15 protein-coding genes and 2 tRNA genes are annotated in these 17,546 nt (G+C 66.7%); 9 read left to right on the top strand and 8 right to left on the bottom strand.

The genetic code is table 11. The features are described from left to right. Positions 1–39: 39 nt before the first annotated feature. The 5 genes from ACN2C8_RS11260 (at position 40) to ACN2C8_RS11240 (ending at position 2,998) form a co-directional block, all read left to right on the top strand. Positions 40–115, top strand: a tRNA-Phe gene (locus ACN2C8_RS11260). Positions 116–723: 608 nt separating this feature from the next. Beyond that, the gene (locus ACN2C8_RS11255; protein WP_419251833.1) at positions 724–1,617 is read left to right on the top strand and encodes a MotA/TolQ/ExbB proton channel family protein; all 894 of its coding nucleotides are present in this window, start codon (positions 724–726) and stop codon (positions 1,615–1,617) included. A gap of 5 nt (positions 1,618–1,622) precedes the next feature. After that, positions 1,623–2,054: a biopolymer transporter ExbD gene (locus tag ACN2C8_RS11250; RefSeq protein WP_419251832.1), complete on the top strand. Its 432-nt coding sequence runs from the start codon at positions 1,623–1,625 to the stop codon at positions 2,052–2,054. A 10-nt stretch (positions 2,055–2,064) separates the two neighbouring features. Then, on the top strand, positions 2,065–2,793 hold the full coding sequence (locus ACN2C8_RS11245; protein ID WP_419251831.1) for an energy transducer TonB: 729 nt from the start codon (positions 2,065–2,067) through the stop codon (positions 2,791–2,793). 128 nt (positions 2,794–2,921) lie between these two features. Next, positions 2,922–2,998, top strand: a tRNA-His gene (locus ACN2C8_RS11240). A gap of 74 nt (positions 2,999–3,072) precedes the next feature. Here ACN2C8_RS11240 and ACN2C8_RS11235 read toward each other — a convergent pair. From ACN2C8_RS11235 to ACN2C8_RS11220, 4 genes are all read right to left on the bottom strand, one after another. Then, complete coding sequence (locus ACN2C8_RS11235; protein WP_419251830.1) at positions 3,073–4,311, bottom strand: acetyl-CoA C-acetyltransferase; 1,239 nt, start codon at positions 4,309–4,311, stop codon at positions 3,073–3,075. Positions 4,312–4,445: 134 nt separating this feature from the next. After that, entirely contained in the window at positions 4,446–4,601 is a 156-nt protein-coding gene (locus tag ACN2C8_RS11230) for a hypothetical protein (protein WP_419251829.1), read from the bottom strand. 19 nt (positions 4,602–4,620) lie between these two features. Beyond that, positions 4,621–6,786, bottom strand: coding sequence for a glycogen debranching N-terminal domain-containing protein (locus ACN2C8_RS11225; protein WP_419251828.1), 2,166 nt, complete (start codon positions 6,784–6,786; stop codon positions 4,621–4,623). A gap of 17 nt (positions 6,787–6,803) precedes the next feature. Next, positions 6,804–7,865: a glycosyltransferase family 4 protein gene (locus ACN2C8_RS11220; protein ID WP_419251827.1), complete on the bottom strand. Its 1,062-nt coding sequence runs from the start codon at positions 7,863–7,865 to the stop codon at positions 6,804–6,806. A gap of 254 nt (positions 7,866–8,119) precedes the next feature. Here ACN2C8_RS11220 and ACN2C8_RS11215 point away from each other — a divergent pair, with 254 nt between their 5' ends. Next, the gene (locus ACN2C8_RS11215) at positions 8,120–10,126 is read left to right on the top strand and encodes a TonB-dependent receptor (protein ID WP_419251826.1); all 2,007 of its coding nucleotides are present in this window, start codon (positions 8,120–8,122) and stop codon (positions 10,124–10,126) included. Between the two features lie 3 nt (positions 10,127–10,129). Here ACN2C8_RS11215 and ACN2C8_RS11210 read toward each other — a convergent pair whose 3' ends face one another. Together ACN2C8_RS11210 and ACN2C8_RS11205 are read right to left on the bottom strand one after the other, a co-directional pair. Then, positions 10,130–11,464, bottom strand: a complete 1,335-nt coding sequence (locus ACN2C8_RS11210) for an FAD/NAD(P)-binding protein (protein WP_419251825.1) — start codon at positions 11,462–11,464, stop codon at positions 10,130–10,132. A 151-nt stretch (positions 11,465–11,615) separates the two neighbouring features. Continuing rightward, the gene (locus ACN2C8_RS11205; RefSeq protein WP_419251824.1) at positions 11,616–12,023 is read right to left on the bottom strand and encodes a helix-turn-helix domain-containing protein; all 408 of its coding nucleotides are present in this window, start codon (positions 12,021–12,023) and stop codon (positions 11,616–11,618) included. Positions 12,024–12,238: 215 nt separating this feature from the next. On the opposite strand from ACN2C8_RS11205, the gene ACN2C8_RS11200 reads away from it, so the two are divergent. After that, on the top strand, positions 12,239–13,273 hold the full coding sequence (locus ACN2C8_RS11200; protein ID WP_419251823.1) for an NAD(P)/FAD-dependent oxidoreductase: 1,035 nt from the start codon (positions 12,239–12,241) through the stop codon (positions 13,271–13,273). 17 nt (positions 13,274–13,290) lie between these two features. After that, entirely contained in the window at positions 13,291–14,454 is a 1,164-nt protein-coding gene (locus ACN2C8_RS11195; RefSeq protein WP_419251822.1) for an acyl-CoA dehydrogenase family protein, read from the top strand. 73 nt (positions 14,455–14,527) lie between these two features. On the opposite strand, the gene ACN2C8_RS11190 is transcribed toward ACN2C8_RS11195, so the two are convergent. After that, positions 14,528–15,235 (bottom strand): energy transducer TonB family protein, encoded by a 708-nt coding sequence (locus ACN2C8_RS11190; protein WP_419251821.1) that lies wholly within the window; start codon positions 15,233–15,235, stop codon positions 14,528–14,530. A gap of 205 nt (positions 15,236–15,440) precedes the next feature. Here ACN2C8_RS11190 and ACN2C8_RS11185 point away from each other — a divergent pair, with 205 nt between their 5' ends. Further along, positions 15,441–16,298 carry a transglycosylase SLT domain-containing protein gene (locus ACN2C8_RS11185; RefSeq protein ID WP_419251820.1) on the top strand — a complete coding sequence of 286 codons (858 nt, stop codon included), beginning with the start codon at positions 15,441–15,443 and terminating at the stop codon, positions 16,296–16,298. Here the strand turns inward: ACN2C8_RS11185 and ACN2C8_RS11180 are convergent. Continuing rightward, a complete protein-coding gene (locus ACN2C8_RS11180; RefSeq protein WP_419251819.1) occupies positions 16,288–17,475 on the bottom strand; it encodes a CaiB/BaiF CoA transferase family protein in 1,188 nt (395 codons plus the stop codon). The genes ACN2C8_RS11185 and ACN2C8_RS11180 overlap by 11 nt on opposite strands. Positions 17,476–17,546 lie beyond the last annotated feature (71 nt).

Raw genomic sequence — 17,546 nt, 5'->3', positions numbered from 1 at the left:
GCGGGCGCTGAAGCGGTTTTCGAACCGCTTGGCCCAAGGGCCTGGATAGCTCAGTTGGTAGAGCAGCGGATTGAAAATCCGCGTGTCGCTGGTTCGAATCCGGCTCCAGGCACCATTTTTTTCTCTTTCCGACCTCGTTTGATGTTTTGCAGCGGGGCTGGCCGTTTGGGTCGACCTCTTGGCTGGCCCGGACCGCCCCGTCCAGCCCGCCGCACAGCCTGAGCGTTCCGCCTCGCTGGCGAGGCTGGATTACAATCGCCCTGGTTGGCTGGGCGCCTGTCTCTCACCAACCGCTGTTTTGTTTCCATGCTGCACTGCAGCGCGAATATTCCCGTTGCTAGGGAAAAACCGCCCTCAAATCCTGATTTAGCTTTTGTGCAGTGCAGCAAGGTGGGGGCAAGGGGAATTGCGACGATAATTTTATGCCCAGAAGAACCCCTTGACGGTACGAAAAGGGGTTGCCAAAGGACCCCTGCCGCAATTCTAACATTGGGGTAAGGTCAGAGCCTCTTCGGGGGCTTTGGCCATTCGCGCTTCGAAACGATCCTTCTGGAGGGCTTGGTCCTCGCGAGGGGCGTAACGGGTCGAGCGCAGCGAAGCGGGTCCGCTGAGGTTGGAAGAGATTTCGACCGCCTTAGGGGACTATTCAGAGTTAGGGTAGAAACGCTCTCGCGCGACGACCCTCGGTCCAAACGTGCTAGACCAATCAGGAACTGGCGACAGATGCTCGACATTAAACGGAAGACCCCCCTCATCGCTCTCGTCGGCGCACTCGCGCTGATGGCAAGCGCCCCGGCTTTCGCTCAGGACGCCGCGGCTCCCGCCCCGGCCGCCGCCGAAAGCGCCGCAGTCCCGGCCGCTGACGCCGCTGCTGCTCCGGCTCCGGCTCCGGTTGAAGAGCCCGCCGCCGAAGAAGCCAAAAAGGAAAGCCACTCGCTGACCCCGGTCGGCATGTTCATGCAAGCTGGCGTGGTCGTTAAGGTCGTTATGATCGGCCTGATCCTCGCCTCGATCTTCTCCTGGGTTCTGCTGATCACCAAGATTTTCGAGTTCGGTTCGCTGAACAAGCAGTCGGACAAGTTCCTGGAAGCCTTCCGCGGCGCGCGCAATATCGCTGATATCGCTCGCATCAGTTCGTCGGAAGAGTTCGAAGGCAACCCGATGGCGGATATGGCCTCTGCTGCAGCTCAGGAAGTCGAGCTCTCGCGTCAGGCCGGTCTGGCCGTCGCCGGCGAGCACCGCGACTCCACCCTGACCCGCGCCACCTACGCCATCAACGCGGTTCAGTCCTCGCTGGCCAAGCGTCTGTCGGGCGGCATGGTGTTCCTGGCCTCGGTCGGCTCGGGCGGTCCGTTCATCGGTCTGTTCGGTACGGTTTACGGGATCATGACCTCGTTCATCGGCATCGCGAACACCAACACGACCAACCTGGCCGTCGTCGCCCCCGGCATCGCCGAAGCGCTTCTCGCCACCGGTATCGGTCTGTTCGCCGCTATTCCTGCGGTTATCTTCTACAACTACTTCCAGACCCGCATCTCGGCTTACGGCACCCGCTCGGAAGGCTTCGTTGCTGAACTTATGAACGCCATCTCGCGTCAGCTCGACAAAGGGGCGTAAAAGCGATGGCCGCCAAACTCTCAGGCGGTGGGGGCGACAGGTTCAACGTCGAACAGAACAGCGAGATCAATGTTACGCCCTTCGTGGACGTCATGCTGGTTCTCCTGATCATCTTCATGGTGGCGGCTCCGCTAGCCTCCGTGTCGGTCGAAGTGAACCTGCCGCCGGCGGTCGCGAAAGCATCGCAAAACCCGCCAAAACCGGTCTACATCTCCATCAAGGCCAACGGTAACGTCTTCATCGGCGACTACCAGACGACCGTGGATGAGATGGGGCAGGACCTCGCGAAAAACATCGGCAAACGCGATCCGACCAAGGAGCGTATTTTCATCCGGGCTGACGAAAAGACGCGCTACGGAGCTTTCATGGAGGTTATGAACACCCTCCAGGATAACGGCTTCTACAGCGTGGCGCTTATCGGCCGGGATGATAGCTAGGGGTGAATGCATGGCTGAACAACAGACGCCCGAGCATCGCCGCTACGATCCGCTCACTTCGGATGGTCCGCGACGCAAAAAGGGTCTAGGCGCCTTCGGGGTTGCCACCCTGGTTGTGGTTGGTTTGCACGCTGCTTTGTTTGCCTATCTGGCGAAGCAGAAATTTGAGTCGGTCTTTAAAGAGTATTCGGACGACGCCGTAGACGTGGAGCTTCCGCCCCCGCCGCCGCCGCCGCCGCCTCCTCCGCCGCCGCCTCCGCCGACCAATGAGCCTCCGCCTCCGCCGGCGGTGGTTCAGCCTCGACCTCCGATTGCGCCGCCGCCGGACATCACGCCGCCGCCGCCGCTGCCGATCCCTCCCGTTGAGAAGCGGGTGGAACAATCGGCTCCGCCGGTGATCTCGGCCGCTCCGCCGGTGGCTACGCCGCCGCCGCGCGCTTCGGTGATCACGCGTCCCGACTGGGCCCGCAAGCCTGGTTCGGACGACATGGCCCGGTACTACCCGGACCGTGCACAACGGATGGAAGTCAACGGCCGCGCGACGATCTCGTGCACCGTGACGGCCAGGGGCTCACTCGAAGGCTGCTCCGTGGTCTCCGAGAACCCTGCCGACTACGGCTTCGGGGATGCCGCGATCAAGCTGTCGCGCCTCTTCCGGATGAAGCCGAAGACCCTCGACGGCGCACCCGTCGATGGCGGCGCCATCACGGTTCCGATCGTCTTCCAGGTCCCGCAATAGGGCCTGGCCAGACCGGAAAAGACAGGAACGCCCCGGAGTCTCGGCTCCGGGGCGTTTTCCTTTTGTGGGGGCTGTTTCGGTGCTTGATCCTGCTCGCGCCTCCGACTAAAGACACTCCCTCGCGATGCGCTGCCTTAGCTCAGTTGGTTAGAGCGCCGGTTTGTGGAACCGGAGGTCCTCAGTTCAAGCCTGAGAGGCAGTACCATCGCCAGCGACTGAAAAAGGCCCCGGCGGAAGCCGGGGCCTTTTCATTTGTCGTCCGTGTTGGCCAAGAGCGTGTCAGATGCGCTCGATGATGATCGCCGGGGCCATGCCGCCCGCCGCGCACATGGTCACCAGGCCGCGCTTCAGATCGCGGCGTTCCAGCTCGTCAAGGATCGTGCCGATCAGGATCGATCCCGTCGCGCCGATGGGATGCCCCAGGGCCATGGCCCCGCCGTTCACATTGACCTTGTCGCGATCCAGGTTGAGGTCGCGGATGAACTTCTCGGCGACCACCGCGAAGGCCTCGTTGATCTCCCACAGGTCGATGTCGTCCACCGTGAGCCCGGCCTTGGCCAGGACCTTGCGGGCCGCCGGGACCGGGGCGTTGAGCATCAGGGTCGGGCTGTCGCCCATATTGGCCATGGCCACGACACGGCCGCGGGGCTTGAGCCCGTGGGCCGCCGCATAGGCCGGAGAGGCCAGGAGCACTGCCGCTGCGCCGTCCACCACACCAGAGGAGTTGCCCGCGTGATGGACGTGGGTGATCTTCAGGTCCGGATAGACTTGGTTGATCAGGCCGCCCAGGGTCGTCCCGGCCTCGTCGATCGGCACGCCGGCCATCATCTCGAACGAAGCCTTCAGCTGCGACAGGCTCTCCAGGGTGGTCTGGGGGCGGGGGAACTCTTCGCGGTCCAGCGCCACTGAACCATCGTCGCGCAGCACCGGCACCAGGGCGCGGTCGAACCGGCCCTCGCGGATGGCCTGATCGGCGCGCTGCTGACTGACCACGGCCAGTTCGTCCAGCGCCTGGCGGGAGATGCCTTCCAGGGTCGCGATGGCGTCTGCGCAGACGCCCTGGTGGGTCTGCGGATGGCGAGCCCGCAGGCGCAGATTGCCGGAGTCCAGCAGGCCCACTGATGAGCGGTCCGCCGTGGCGGCGGTGTAGGACATCATCTCGGTCCCGCCGGCGATGACCAGATCTTCCATGCCCGACATGATCGAGGCGGCGGCCAGGTTCACGGTGGTGATGCCTGAACCGCAGAAGCGGTCCAGCGTCATGCCGCTGGCCCGCACGTCATAGCCGGCGTCGAGCGCGGCCATGCGGCCCAGATCGCCGCCCTGCTTGCCGCGCTGGGTGCTGGTGCCCCAGATGATGTCGTCGACCTGGCTCGTGTTCAGGCCGTTACGGTCGGCCAGGGCGCGCAGCACGGTGGCGGCCAGGTGCTGGGGGTGAAAGTCGGCGAGGGCGCCCTTGCCGACCTTGCCTATGCCGCGCGGCGTGCGGCAGGCGTCGATGATGAGAGCTTCGGGCATACGGCGTCCTCCTGATCCTTGAGCCGATCTCGCGTCGAGGCGGAACGGTGGACGCGATCAAACGGGCGGCGCCCTTGGGTCAGTCCAGTCCCATTTTTTCGACGCGACGCGAACATCTCTCATCGAGCTCCGCACTAGGGACTGCAGGCGCGCGGCGAGGTCGAAAACGACAGGCTGGACGAAGCCTCTGTCGAGCACGACGGCGCCAAGACGCTGATCGACGAGATCGAGGCTGTGACGCCGAGTGAGGCGTAGTGCGACGCCAGGGTCAAGGTGCTGAGCGAGCGCATCAGACCGCACGCCGTGGGCTCAACAGGCCAGTCGGCCTGGCCAGACGCCAGCGGTCGAGCCTTGGCGATTGATCCGCGCCCGGGTCCTGTCGCCTGTTCGGCTCAGGCGAATGTCGACGACCTTGTCGCCCAGGACGATGCTGTCGATATCCAGCCGATCGACGCCGATGGGTAGGCGAGGATCTTTCAGGGTGACCTTGCCCTTCCAGCCATCCACCGTGACGCCCAGGCAGGCCTGCAACATCATGAATACCGACCCGGCCGCCCAAGCCTGCGGCAGGCAGGCGACAGGATAGGCCACGGGCGGCTCGCCGGCGGCGCGCGAGAAGCCGCAGAACAGCTCTGGCAGGCGCATTTCGAAATGGGTGGCGGTTTCGAACAGGCCGGCCAGCATCCGCACCACGCCCTGGCGCTCGCCATAGCGGGCCATGCCCAGAACGCACAGAGCGGTGTCGTGCGGCCAGATCGAGCCGTTGTGATAGGACATCGGATTGAAACGCGGCTCGCCTGAGGCCAGGGTTCGCAGGCCCCAGCCGGCGTGAAACGCCGAGCCCAGCAGGGTCTCGGTGACCCGCTTGGCCCGTTCCGGACTGGGTAGGCCCGAAAACAGCAGATGACCCGGATTGGAGCCCTTCACACGGCAGGGCTTTCCCGCGCCATCGATGGCCATGGCGTAGAAGCCCTGATCCTCCATCCAGAAGCGGTCCTCGACGGTCTGGCGCAGGCTCTCGGCCCGCTCGGCCCAGCGGTGGGCGCTGGCGACTTCGCCGCGCCGTCGGGCCAGATCGGCCATGCCCCTGAACGCGGCAAAGGCGTAGCCTTGCACCTCGACCACTGCGATCGGCCCGACGGGGAACTTACCGTCGGCGTGGAAGACGCTGTCTTCGCTGTCCTTCCAGTTCTGGTTTGACAGGCCGCTGGTTGCGCCGCGCGCATAGTCGATCAGGCCGTCGCCGTTGCTGTCGCCGAACTGTTCGATCCAGCCGATGGCCTTGAGCAGGACGGGCCACAGGCCGTCGACAAAGGCCATGTCGCCTGTGCGCTCGGCATAGGCGCAGGCCAGGCCGACGAACAGCGGCGTGGTGTCGACCCCGCCATAGTAGCGGCCAAACGGAAGCTCTCCCAGGGCGGTCATCTCGCCCCGCCGGGTCTCGTGCATGATCTTGCCAGGGGCGCTGTCCTGGAAGGCCGAGATCTCTATCGCCTGGTGCTTGCCCAGATAGGACAGCACCCCGCGCGCCAGTTCGGGCTGGATCCACAGCACCTGCCAAGCGGTGATGATCGCGTCGCGACCAAAGGGCGTCGAGAACCAGGGGATGCCGGCATAGGGATAGGGGCCGGTGTCGAGCTCTGTGGTCAGCAGGGCCAGGTCGGCGCGTGACTTGTCCAGCCACTCGTTGAACAGCCGGCCGGAGCTGTGCAGACGGGCCCCGCGCCGGGTGCGCTGGCGCATGCTCAGCCGTGCCCGGGCGGCCGCCTCGCGCCAACGCTGCCGGGTCGGCGGATGGGCCAGGGTCGGCCCGATCTCGACATACAACTCGAAGCGGTCGTCGGCCGACAGCATGAACAGAAAGTCGGCGCGGGAGGGCGAGAGACGGCCGGGCGGTTCGGAGAAGCTGATCACGCTGCCGCGCTCGACCTCGTCCAACCCCGTATACGCAAAGTGGACCGAGCGGCCTTCCGCGACGGGCGTCGTCCGCAACCCGCGGGCCCCACGTTTGGAGCCGCGCACCTCGAACATGTCGTTGAAGTCGGCCTCGAACTCCAGGCTGACGGGCAGCATGACCAAGTCGCGGCTATAGTTGGTGAAGGTCAGGCGCTCGTAGCAGCGCTGATCCCACAGGAAGCGCTTGCGCTCCAGGTGGATCGTTCCGTGCGGCGCCGCGCCCGCGCCCAGCAGCGGCAGGTTCTGGTTGGTGGCGTGGCAGTTGAAGAAGACGTTGTCCTGCGACATCGATGAGCTGAGATGCGAGGGCGCCGCGCCGCCGAGTGTCAGCCGGAATTTCGACAGCACCCGGGTGTCGTTGTGAAATAGCCCATCTCCGACCCCGCCGATGTCGCCGAAGAGGTCAGCGACCAGGAAGGTGTCGTGGTCTTTGAGCGCATAGAGCGGGAAGGGCGGGCGCGGCTCGCCCGTCCTTTCCTGTTCCGCGGCCAGGGGCGGGACGTGAGCAGCGTCATCCATGGGGTCGCCCTGTCTTGTCAGGCGCTTCGCGCCAAGCTTAGACCAACGTCGCCCGTCTCGATCATCTGATCGTAGAGGGTCTGGTAGCGTCGGGCCATCGCAATGGCCGAGAACCGCAAGTCGAAGCGATCCCGGATGGCGCGGCGGCTCAGCTCGCCCAGGCGGCCGACCGCAGCGACGGCTTCGGCCTGGCTGTTGACGATGAAGCCGGTCAGGCCTTCCTCGATCACCTCGCGCACAGAACCACGCTCATAGGCGATCACGGGCGTACCGGCGGCCATGGCCTCGATCATCACCAGGCCGAACGGCTCTGGCCAGTCGATGGGAAACAGCAGGGCGTCGGCGCCGCCCAGGAACGCGCCCTTGTCCTGGTCGCCGATCTCACCGACGAACTCGACCAGCGGATCCGCCAGCAGCGGTTCGACCACTTCATGGAAATAGGCGACGTCGGCCTGATCGATCTTTGCGGCGATCTTCAGCTTGCGACCGACGCTCCGAGCAATCGCGATGGCGCGCTCGGGTCCCTTTTCGGGCGAAATGCGGCCCAGGAAGGCTAGATAGCCCTCGCTCTTGTGGCGATAGGTGTCGACGTCGGAATGTAGCCCGTGCAGCACCGTGCCCACCCAGTTGGCTTTCGGCAGGGGCGCGCGCTGGGAGTCCGAGATCGAGACCAGGCCAAATTCGGGATAGCGCCGATAGAGGTTGGGCAGGTCCTTCAGGTCCAGTCGGCCGTGCAGGGTGGTCAGGGTTTTCTCGGCCATGTCCGCGAACAGGCCAAACTGCAGCATGTCGGTGTGGAAGTGGATGATGTCGAAATCGTCCGCGCGATCGCGAACCTCCAGCAGCATCGCCAAATGCGCCGCCAGGTCGGATTTCAGAGGGGCGGGGTCCAGCCGGATGGCCTGATCGCGCACAATGACCAGCTTGGCCTTGGTCTGGGCCTCCGCGCTGGCGAACAGGGTGACGTCGTGCCCAAGTTCGACAAGGGCATCGGTCAGATGCGCCACGACCCGTTCGGTGCCGCCATACAGGCGAGGGGGAACGGCCTCATACAGCGGCGGGACTTGGGCGATACGCATGACGGACTGTTCCCCTGGCTGGCCACGACTAGGCCGCATCCTGAAACCGCTCTGACCCTGCCAAGGTTCCGCTCCAAGGCTTGAGTCGTTGGCTGCCCTTCGGCGATGCGCCACCGATGCGCCTAGCCAGGCGCCGCAATAGGCCTTCCAGAGAGCGGGCCGGCCATGCAGTTTGCAGGCTGTTGTAACCCCGCGGATTCGGCCGTTCCCCCTGAACTCGGACGCCAGAGATCTCCAGATGAACCAGGACATTCATGCCGGTTGATTTACCGCCTCCCGACGTGGCTGCGGTCGTGGTGACCGCCGCCCGCCTGCCGCCCCTTCGCGGTGAAGTCGCCTTCTCGGTCGTGCGGATCGATCAGGCGGATCTGGGCTCCGCGGTGCGGGTCGATGAAGCGCTCGGCCGGACGCCCGGTGTGTCGCTGTTTCGGCGAACCTCGAGCCTCTCGGCCAATCCGACGACCCAGGGGATCAGCCTGCGGGCCATCGCGCCCTCCGGCACCGGGCGGACACTGGTCCTGCTGGACGGCGCGCCGTTGAACGATCCGTTCGGCGGCTGGGTGATCTGGTCGCAGTTGGCGCCGGAGGCCCTGGCTGGGGCCGATATCGTGCGCGGCGCCGGGGCGGGACCCTATGGCGCGGGGGCTCTGACGGGCGTCATCTCCCTGCGCGAACGCGACGCCGGTACGGTTGCTGATCTCTCGACAGGAACGCTTGGCGTGACGCGCGCTTCGGCTGCGGCGACGACGCAGATCGGCGGCGTTCAGCTGTTCGCCAGCGGCGCCTACGACCATGGCGACGGCTATACGCCGGTGCGCGGCCCGGCGCGCGGCGCGGCGGATACGCCGGTCGATCTCGACGCCCGCAGCGCAGCTCTGCGCCTCGACGCTCCATTGGGGGGCGCCGAACTGTCCGTCCGCCTTGGCGGTTACAGCGAAGAGCGCGGAGCGGGTCTGGCCGGAGCCCGGGCCAAGGCCTCAGGCTCATCGATCAGCGCTACCCTGGCCAGAGCGCCGGCGGAAGCCGGCTGGGGCTGGCGACTTCAGGCCTGGCGACGTGAGAGTGACCTGGCCAACAGCTCCGTCGCCGTCGCCGCGAGCCGCGCCACGACAACTCCGGCCAATGATCAGTATGCCACGCCGGCCACCGGTCAGGGCGCCAACGCCGCCCTGCGCTGGAGCTCGCCGCAGTTCGAGGGTGAGGTCGGCCTGGATGCGCGCTTCACGGAGGGCGAGGTGCGGGAGCGCTTCCGCTATCTGGCCGGAGCCTTCACCCGGGACCGTCGCGCTGGCGGCGAGACCTCCGTGGCCGGCGCCTATATCGAAGGTGCCTGGACCCCGGATCGGTGGCTGGTGGCTGGCGGCCTGCGTCTGGATCGCTGGACCTCTGGCCAAGGCCTGCGGGTCGAGCGCGACGCCGCCAGTGGCGCGGTGCTGCTCGACGACAGACCTGTGGATCGCGATGGCCAGGTCGCCACGGCCCGCCTGGGCGCGCGTCGGGATTTTGGCCAAGGGCGGGCCCTGAGGCTAGCGGCCTATAGCGGCTTCCGCCCGCCGACCCTGAATGAACTGCACCGCCCCTTCCGGGTCGGTAATGATATCACCGAGGCCAACGCCGGCCTGATGCCCGAGCGACTGTTCGGGGTCGAGGCCGGGGTTTCGAGCCAGGGCGAGCGCCACCTGATCGAGGCGACGGCATTCTGGAATCGGATCGAGGATCCGATCGCCAATGTCACCCTTGGCGCGGGGCCCGGCGTCTTTCCTCGCGCGGGCTTCGTGCCGGCCGGCGGGGTGCTGCGCGAACGACGCAACACCGGCGAGATCTCCGCCATCGGCCTTGAGGCGCGCGCCACCCGCAAGCTTGGCGGGGCGGTCGATCTCAGCGTTGCCGCCTCCATCACCGACGCGCGGGTGGACGGCGGCGCAGCGGCGCCTCAGTTGACCGGCAAGCGTCCCGCCCAGGCGCCGATCTGGAGCGCGACCACGGGCCTGTCGTGGCGGGTTTCCGACCGCCTCAACCTTGACGCCGACCTGACCTGGGAGGGCAAGCGCTTCGACGACGACCTCAACAGCCGGGTCCTGGCGGCGGGGCTCAGGCTTGACGCCCGCGCCGACTGGCGGCTGGCCAGCGGGGTCACGGCCTATCTGGCCGCTGACAACCTGCTGGACGAAGCGGTCGAGGTCTCGCGCACGGCGGATGGCGTCGCGGGTTTCGCCAGTCCCCGCATGGCGCGGATCGGTCTGCGCGTGGCGTTTGACTGAGGATCAGGTCCGCAGGGCTTCGATGACCGCCTGGGCCGTCCGCTCCGCCTGAACGCGGATGTCGGGCACAGCGGTGATCTCCCAGAACGCTCCGCGCGTCACGGGGCCGACCGCGAACAGCCGGTGTTGTGCGGCGCCATCGCCGCCGATCAGCCGTCCTTCGCCATCAACCTCCAGGCCAAGGCCCTGAGGGTCGGGGCGCGCCTGGCCCTGTGAGCACAGGGCGTCGAGCAGGCGATCATGGTGGGCGCCGAAAGTGGCGGCGGGGCCGGTGCAGTTGATGGCGCAGCCGACGTCCAGGGTCTGGGTTTGATCTGTCCCCCGTCGCCGCCATTGTAGCCGCAGGCCCTCGGGGCCCTTCGTCAGGCTTTCGATGCGCCCGGTCAGCAGGACAAGGGCTCTGCTGTCGATCAGGGCCTGGACGCGAGCCGCAACCTCGGGCGCCAGCCGATGCCGGTGGACATCCCAATAGGGCCGGGCATGGCGCAGGAAACGGGCGCGCTGGACCCTGTTCCAGCCACGCCAGATCGCCTGGGTGTGCGGGCGCAGGGCATCGATAGCCTCGCGCCAGCCCTGGCGTTGCGCTTCGGACTTGAGCCAGACCAGCAGGGCCATCGGCGAGGCGCTGGCGGGCGGCGTCCGGGCTTCGACCGGCGACGTCGCGGCGTGGGCCAGGGGGGCGAGACCGCGGCGCGACAGGGCGATCATCGTGCGGTCGGGCGTGGACCGGGCCAGACTCAGGGCCACATCGACCATGGTCAGGCCTGAGCCGATCAACAGGGTCGGCGCTGTCATGGCGTCGTTGATCAACGCCTGAAGACGCCAGGGATCGGCGTGATACAGCGGACTGTCGGTGACCTCGGACGCTACGCCCACAGGTGTGGCCGGCGGTGGATTGCCCAGGGCCAGTACGACTGCATCGACCTGCTCGGCCTGGCCTCTGGCATAGTCGATCCGCCATCCAGCGCCATTCGGGTTCAGTCCGACCGCCTCGTTAGCGGCGAGGGACAGGCGTCCGTCAGCCCCGGCGGCGTTCGCCAGAAGGGCTTGCAGGTAGAGGCCGTACTCGCCCCGGCTGGCGAAGGCTCCGGCGTCGGGGCGACGCTGGGCAAGCCATTGGGCGAAATGGTCCGGCTGGTCTGGCCAGGCGCTCATATTGCCGGCCCGGACATTCAGCAGATGGTCGGGGTTGGCCGTGCAATAGGCTGCGCCTTGGGCGAAGTTTGCAGACCTCTCAATCAACCGCACCCGGACGGTTCCGGCTCTCGCCAGGTGCAGGGCCGTCATCAGACCGCTGAAGCCGCCACCGACAACGGCGACGAGGGGGAGAGGGGGCATGGATAAATTCTATCAAAAAAGTAGAGTATTAATTCCTTGTCCCGGATTCTGGGTCGCGACGCAAGCGTGGCAAAGTCTCCCCGCGTCTTTCAACGCACGACCGGACCGTTTGACCGCATCGAGTCAGCGGATCGCGTCGGTCCGCGTTGCATCAGCCTGGTTCGTCTTCGACCATCGCCCGGACCAGATCGACCACACGCCGGCGCAGGCGTCGATCGTCGAGCCGCGGGAACAGGGCGGCCAGTTCCAGGCCTTCGGGCGTCGAGACGAATTCGGTCATGCGCTGGGCGAAGCCGTCGTCATTGCCGCCATCGGTCTCACCCAGGCCCTCGAAGAAGTAGGACACCGGGGCCTGCAGGAGGCGGGCGGCATCGTAAAGTTTGGAGGCGCTGATCCGGTTGGAGCCGCGCTCGTACTTCTGGATCTGCTGGAAGGTGATGCCCAAGGCGTCTGCGACTTGCGTCTGGCTCAGGCCCATGACCTTGCGCCGTATTCTGAGGCGGGCGCCGACATACAGATCGACGGGGTGAGCCAGGTCGGCGGCGGGCTTCTCGTTCATGCCAATCCATTCCTTCCAATGGCGCGGACCAAAGCCTCCTTAGGGAGAGCGGCGCAATTGGACGCTGCAAGATAACCTGACCCGACCCCCATAGTCACGTCTGTGCACCCACACTGCGTCAATGCGCGTCAGGGTGGAGCCATTTGATCTGGGCGAGCAAAAGTTCTGGGCAGCAAGGGCTTGACCTTTGGCGCCTCGGGAGGTGATTGCGCCGCATGGGAACTGTGTCAGGCGCGCGTATTGCGGTGGCCGGCGCCGGAGCCTTCGGCTCGGCGACGGCCCTGGCCCTGGCGCGCGCTGGACTGGCCGTGACGGTCTTCGATCCGGCCACGCCCGGTGACAACGCCTCGGGCGTCGCCGCCGGCATGCTCGCACCTGCCAGCGAAGCGCTGTTCGATGAAGCCTCCACGCCCCATCTGGCCCTGTTGCGGCGGGCCAGGGACCTGTGGCCGGTCTTTGTCGATGGGTTGGACATCGAGGTCCTGAAGGACGGCGTCCGCATCGAAGGCGGCGCCAGCTGGCTCGCCGCGATCGCGGCGCGGCGGCTTGCCTTGGGTCTGCCTGACGATCACCATGCGGATGGCGCGCTACTGCTCGTCGAGGACTGGCGGCTGGATGCTCACGCCGCGCTTGCGACCTTCAGAGCTGCGGCGAGCGCGTTGGGCGTCCGTTTCGAGAGCGCCTCTGTCATCAGCTATCAGAACGGCGTCCTGAGCCTGTCGGACGGCCGGGCAGAGCGCTTCGACGCCCTGGTGCTGGCGACCGGCGCAGCTTCACGCAACGGCGCCTTGGCTCCGGAAACGGCAGCCCTGGCGCCGATCAAGGGACAGATCCTTCGTCTGGATCATGACCTGGGCGCCGGCTCGGTCGTGCGCGGTCCCGGCGTCTATCTCTGTCCTGGCGCCCCCATGGTGGTGGGGGCGACGATGGAGTTTGGGCGAGATGATCTGGCGCCCGACCCGGTGAAGACGGCTCCGTTGCTGAAGGCGGCGACGGCGTTGCGGCAAAATCTGGCGGGCGTGACCGCGACAACGCAGGTCGGCGTGCGCGCTTCGACAGTCGATGGCCTGCCGCTGGTGGGCTGGAGCGCAAGACCCGGTGTCATGCTGGCGGTCGGCGCGCGACGTAACGGCTGGTTGTTGGCGCCGCTTGTGGCGGGTCTGGTCGCGGCGTATCTGACGGACAAGGACCCGGGACCGTACGCGGCGCAGTTCGATGCGCGCCGTTTCGATCGAGAGCCCGAGGCATAGGCAAGCAGGGGAATGAGATGTCCGGATTTTGGCTGACCGACGAACAGGAAGCGATCCGCGAGGGCGTGGCCAAGCTGTGCGCCGGGTTCGACGACGACTACTGGCGCCGCACCGACGAGAGCGGAAACTTCCCTGAGGACTTCGTCGCCGCCATTGCCGCGGGCGGATGGCTGGGCGTGGCCATGCCGGAGAGTGTCGGCGGCGCGGGCCTGGGCCTGACCGAAGCGTCGATCATGATGCAGGCCGTGACCGAGTCGGGCGCGGGCTTCTCGGGCGCCTCGGCCATCCACCTCAACATTTTTGGCCCGATGCCGATCGTCAAGTTCGGCAGCGACGAACAACGGGCCAGGCATCTGCCCCGTCTGATTTCTGGCGAGGACAAGATGTGCTTCGCGGTGACCGAGCCCAATTCGGGCCTGGACACTTCCAGCCTCGAGACCCGGGCGGAAAAGGTTGACGGTGGCTATCGCCTCAATGGCCGGAAGATCTGGACCACCGGCGCCCAGCGGGCCAACAAGATCCTGATCATCGCCCGCACCACGCCCAAGGACCAGTGCGCCAAGCCGACCCAGGGCCTGAGCCTGTTCTATACCGACCGCGAGAAGATCGAGGCCAAGCCGATCCCGAAGATGGGCCGCAAGGCCGTCGAATGTAACATGCTCTTCATCGAGGACCTGTTCGTGCCGGCCGAGGATCTGGTCGGCGAGGAGGGCAAGGGCTTTGCCTACCTGCTGCACGGCCTTAACCCGGAGCGAGTGCTGTTCGCGGTCGAGGCGGTTGGCCTGGGCCGGGCGGCCCTGGCGAAGGCCACGACCTACGCCAAGGAGCGGGTGGTCTTTGGCCGGCCGATCGGCCAGAATCAGGGTGTCGCCCATCCCTTGGCCCGGTCGTGGGCCGAGCTGGAGGCGGCCAACCTGTTGGCCTTCAAGGCGGCCGCGCTCTACGACATGGGCAAGGACTGCGGGGCCGAGGCCAACGCTTCCAAATATCTGGGCGCTGAGGCCGGCTTCACGGCCTGCGAGAACGCCGTCCTGGCGCATGGCGGCATGGGCTACGCCAAGGAATATGACGTCGAGCGCTATTTCCGCGAGGCGATGATCGCCCGCATTGCGCCGATCAGCCGCGAGATGATCCTGAACTTCATCGCCGAGCGCGTGCTGGGCCTGCCCAAGAGCTACTGACAGAGAAGGCCGGACCTCGAGGGGGAGGTCCGGCCACCACCTCAGTCTGGAAGGAAGCCGGAACGGGGTCGGCCTACAGACTGAAGCGGATTGGGATGCGCACCGTCGCGCCGTCGACGGCCTGGCCGTCCTCGGTCTGCGGGCTCATGCGGAAGAAGCGCGACAGCTTCAGGGCCGCGTCGCCGAAGCCTTCGCCAACCGGCGTCTCCGACACGATCATGCAGTTGCGCACCGCGCCATTGGCCGCCACGGCGCAGTTCAGGGTGGCGCTGCCCGAGATTTCGCGGCGGGCCGCGCCGTCGGGATAGTAGCGCGCCAGATCGCCGGCCGAGGGTTTGCGCAGCCAGTTGGCGCGGGTGATGACCTTGGCCGTCGGTGCGACCGGAGGGCTGACCAACGGCGGGTCTGAGGTCAGGGTCGGCGGGCCCGCGAGGCTGGGCGGCGCGACGAGGTCCGGCGGCGCGATGGGCAGAGTGACTGGCGGCGTGAAGGGTGTCACCAGAGGCGGATGCAAGGGAGTCGGGTTCGAGGGTGGGCGCTCGGTCGACCTCGGTGGCGGGGGAGGTGGCGGTTTGATCCAAGGGGGCTGGATCGTGATGACCGAGTCTTCGCCAGCGTCCGGCAACGGCGTCACGTAGCGCGTATAGGCGAGATAGGCGATCAGCCCGATGTGGACGGCCGCGGACGCGCCGAGCGCCACGACCAGCACAGGCGAGGGCTTGCGCGGACCGCGGTCCAGTCCTGGAAGGCCTGAACCCTGGGGATTGAGCGCGATGGCCATGATGATCTCCCTTTTGAACATTACGACTGTAAGTTCAGATCACCACGGCGCTCGGGCGCTGTAAATTGACAATCGTAATCTATCGTCGATAATTTGTACGCCTGTAATTTTCCCTATTCGATGGGGTGCGGCATGTTGCGCCTCGCGCCTGCCAAACTGACTTGGTTAAGGGCCGATTAACCATGATCGTTCAGGCATGGACGCTATGGCCGTCCAATCCATCCGCAGTGTCGTAGAATCGGCGATCCAGCGCGCGTCCAGCGCGACGGGCGTTGATTTCACGTTCCTGATGGGCACCGCCAAGCGCGAGAGCGGCTACAACCCCGCCGCCAAGGCGCGGACCTCGTCGGCCTCGGGCCTGTTCCAGTTCGTCGATCAGACCTGGCTGGGCACGCTGAAGAAGCATGGCGCAAAATATGGCTATGCTCGTTATGCCGACCTGATCTCGCAGGGCTCGGATGGTCGCTTCAAGGTGGCCGGCGACGAGGCCCGCAAGGCGGTTCTGGCGCTCAAGATGGATCCGCACGCCGCGTCCCTGATGGCCGGCGAGCTGGCCTCGGACCATGCCTCCTATCTGCGCGGCCGGGTGGGTCGCACCCCGACGGCCGGTGAGCTCTATGCCGCACACTTCCTGGGCCCGCAGGGCTCGGCGCGCCTGATTGAGGCCGCCAACAAGACCCCCGGCGCCAGCGCCGCCGCGCTGTTTCCCGACGCCGCCCAGGCCAATCGTTCGATCTTCTATCGTGACGGTCGTCCGGCCACCGTGGGCGAGGTCTATGCCAACCTGACCAAGACCGGCGGCGCCAGCCGCGCGGTCGATCCCTCCAGAGGCGCCGGCGCCGACCAGGGCTTTGTCCAGTATGCCAGCGGTCGCCGCCTGGAGCGCCTCCACCAGCAGGAAGCGGTGGTTCAACTGATCCTTCGCGGCTCCCAGGACGCCGATACGACGTTCGGCAGCCTGGGCTCCGGCGCGGGCTCCGGTCAGCGTCTGGCCAGCTCGATGTTCTCCAGCGAAATGCTGCGCGTCCTGGCCGAGGCCAAGGACGACAAGATCAACCGCTAGATCCCGTCAGGGCCGCGATTTGGCCCTCGGACCACCCCAGTTCCCTGAAGACCGTCGCCGTATCCGCGCCCAGCTTCGGCGCGGGACCGCGCGGGCCATCCTCGGCGCCCGGAAAGCGGGCCGGGGAGGCCGGCGCCTTGAACGTCCCGCCGGCGCCATCGGGGGTGTCAACGAAGCAGCCCGCTGCCTCGGCCTGGGGGTCGCCCACCAGTTCGCGCGGGGTCTGATAGGGCGCCCAGGTCAGGTCGCCCTCGTCCAGAGCGACGGCGACGTCCTCGTAGTCCATGGCGCCGAAGGCCGCATCCAGCAGGTCGACCAGGGCGGCGGTGTTTTCGCGGCGAGACTTGGCGGAGGCGAAGCGTGGATCGTCGACCAGTTCGGGCTTGCCGGCGGCCTGGGCGATACGGGCCCAGTCGGTGGCGCCCTGGCGGGGCAGCAGGCAGATCCAGCGCCCGTCGCGGGTCTTGAAGAAATTGGCCAGGGGCTGGATCGCCTCGCGCCGGCCGCGGGTCGAAGCCAGCTTCCCGAACCTTAGCTGGATCGCCATGTCGGAACCGATCGCATAGACGCCGGCCCGGAGCAGAGACGTCTCAACCAGGCGGCCAACGCCTGTGGTTTGCCGCTCAAACACTGCCGCCAGGATCGCCGAGACGGTGGCCAGCGAGGTGACGTGATCGCCCATTCCGGTGCGGATCGGAAAGGGCTCTGCGCCCTTCGGCGCGGTAATGGATCCCACCCCCGCCCGCGACCAGAAGGCGGCGACGTCCATCCCGGCCTTGTCGGCATCCGGGCCTTCAAGGCCGTAGCCTGTGAGGCTGCAATAGACGAGGCGCGGATTGAGCGCCCTCAGCGTCGCGTGGTCCAGGCCGGCCCGCGCCAGGGCGCCAGGGCGAACATTGGTCAGGAAGACGTCGGCCGTGGCGACCAGGGCCTCCATTGCCTCGCGCCCGGCGTCAGAGCGAATATCCAGCACGACTGCCCGCTTGCCCCGGTTGTCGAGCTCGAAGACGGGATTGGCGTCCTGTTGTGAGGCGATCGTGTCGAAGAAGCGCCGCATGGGGTCGCCCTCAGGCGACTCCACCTTGATCACGTCGGCGCCCCAGTCGGCCATGATCCCCGCAGCGCCAGGCGCGGCGATATAGGTGGCCAGCTCGACGACCCGGAGTCCTTCCAGCATCGCATCCTCCCGCTTTTCTTCTCGTTGCGAGGAGTGTGGGCGAGGGAAGGGGCTGGTGGAAGACTTACCCA

It is taken from the genome of Caulobacter sp. ErkDOM-C (assembly GCF_048541825.1).
In the GTDB taxonomy this organism is placed as follows: Bacteria; Pseudomonadota; Alphaproteobacteria; order Caulobacterales; family Caulobacteraceae; genus Caulobacter.
Note: the sequence above shows the minus strand (reverse complement) of the source record. Positions and strands in the feature narration are given on the sequence as shown.